Annotated in this window: 1 protein-coding gene; it reads right to left on the bottom strand. The window is 62.0% G+C overall.

The window, feature by feature from the left end; translation table 11 throughout:
- A partial coding sequence (gene tkt, locus BEI65_RS26665) for a transketolase (protein ID WP_099065750.1) occupies nucleotides 1–1620 on the bottom strand: 1620 nt, incomplete at both ends.

Raw genomic sequence — 1620 nt, 5'->3', positions numbered from 1 at the left:
CTGGTCTGCCGCTTCCACGGTGATGCCCACTTCCGAACCGGTGGCAATCAGGATCACGTCCGGCGTACCGGCACAATCCTTCAGCACGTAACCGCCACGGTAGGCGTTAGCCAGTTGCTCTGCGGTACGTGGCTGCTGGGTCAGGTTCTGACGCGAGAAAATCAGCGTGGTCGGGCCGTCGTTGCGCTCGATGCCGTACTGCCAGGCAATCGCCGATTCCACCTGGTCACACGGACGCCAGGTGCTCATGTTCGGGGTCACGCGCAGGCTGGCAATCTGCTCAACCGGCTGGTGCGTCGGGCCGTCTTCGCCCAGACCGATGGAGTCATGGGTGTAGACAAACACGTTGCGGATTTTCATCAGCGCCGCCATACGCACCGCATTACGGGCGTATTCCACGAACATCAGGAAGGTCGCCGAGTACGGCAGGAAGCCGCCGTGCAGCGCGATGCCGTTGGTGATGGCGGTCATGCCGAACTCGCGCACGCCGTAGTGGATGTAGTTACCCGCCAGGTCTTCGTTGAGCGGCTTGGAGCCGGACCACATGGTCAGGTTGCTCGGTGCCAGGTCAGCGGAGCCGCCGAGGAATTCCGGCAGCACCTTGCCGAAGGTTTCCAGCGCGTTCTGCGAGGCCTTGCGGCTGGCGATGTTGGCCGGGTTGGCCTGCAGTTTTTCAACGAAGGCTTTGGCGTCAGCTTTCCAGTTGGCCGGCAGTTCACCGTTCACACGGCGTTTGAACTCGGCAGCCAGTTCCGGGAAGGCTTTGGCGTAGGCGGCGAACTTGTCGTTCCAGGCCGCTTCCTTGGCTTTACCGGCTTCTTTGGCGTCCCACTGGGCATAGATGTCCTGCGGGATTTCGAAGGCGGCGTATTTCCAGCCCAGGGCTTCACGGGTGGCAGCCACTTCGGCGGCACCCAGTGCCGCGCCGTGCACGTCGTGGGTACCGGCCTTGTTCGGGGAACCAAAACCAATCACGGTTTTGCACATCAGCAGCGACGGCTTGTCGGTCACCTTGCGGGCTTCTTCAATCGCGGCCTTGATGGCGTCCGGGTTGTGACCGTCAACGTGACGCACCACGTGCCAGCCGTAAGCTTCAAAGCGCTCGGCGGTATCGTCGGTGAACCAGCCTTCGACGTGACCATCGATGGAGATGCCGTTGTCATCGTAGAACGCGGTCAGTTTGCCGAGCTTGAGGGTACCGGCCAGTGAACAGACTTCGTGGGAGATGCCTTCCATCATGCAGCCGTCGCCCATAAAGGCGTAGGTGTGGTGGTCGACCACGTCATGGCCAGGGCGGTTGAACTGCGCGCCCAGGGTACGTTCGGCAATGGCGAAACCGACGGCGTTGGCGATGCCCTGACCCAGTGGGCCGGTGGTGGTTTCCACGCCCGGGGTGTAGCCGTATTCCGGGTGACCCGGAGTTTTGGAGTGCAGCTGGCGGAAGTTTTCCAGCTCGCTCATCGGCAGGTCGTAACCGGTGAGGTGCAACAGGCTGTAAATCAGCATGGAGCCGTGGCCGTTGGAAAGGACGAAGCGGTCACGGTCAGCCCAGTGCGGGTTGGTCGGGTTGTGGTTCATGTAGTCACGCCACAGGACTTCGGCGATGTCCGCCATGCCCAT

Source organism: Serratia sp. BW106 (assembly GCF_002607755.1).
Taxonomy (GTDB): Bacteria; Pseudomonadota; Gammaproteobacteria; order Enterobacterales; family Enterobacteriaceae; genus Serratia; species Serratia proteamaculans.
Note: the sequence above shows the minus strand (reverse complement) of the source record. Positions and strands in the feature narration are given on the sequence as shown.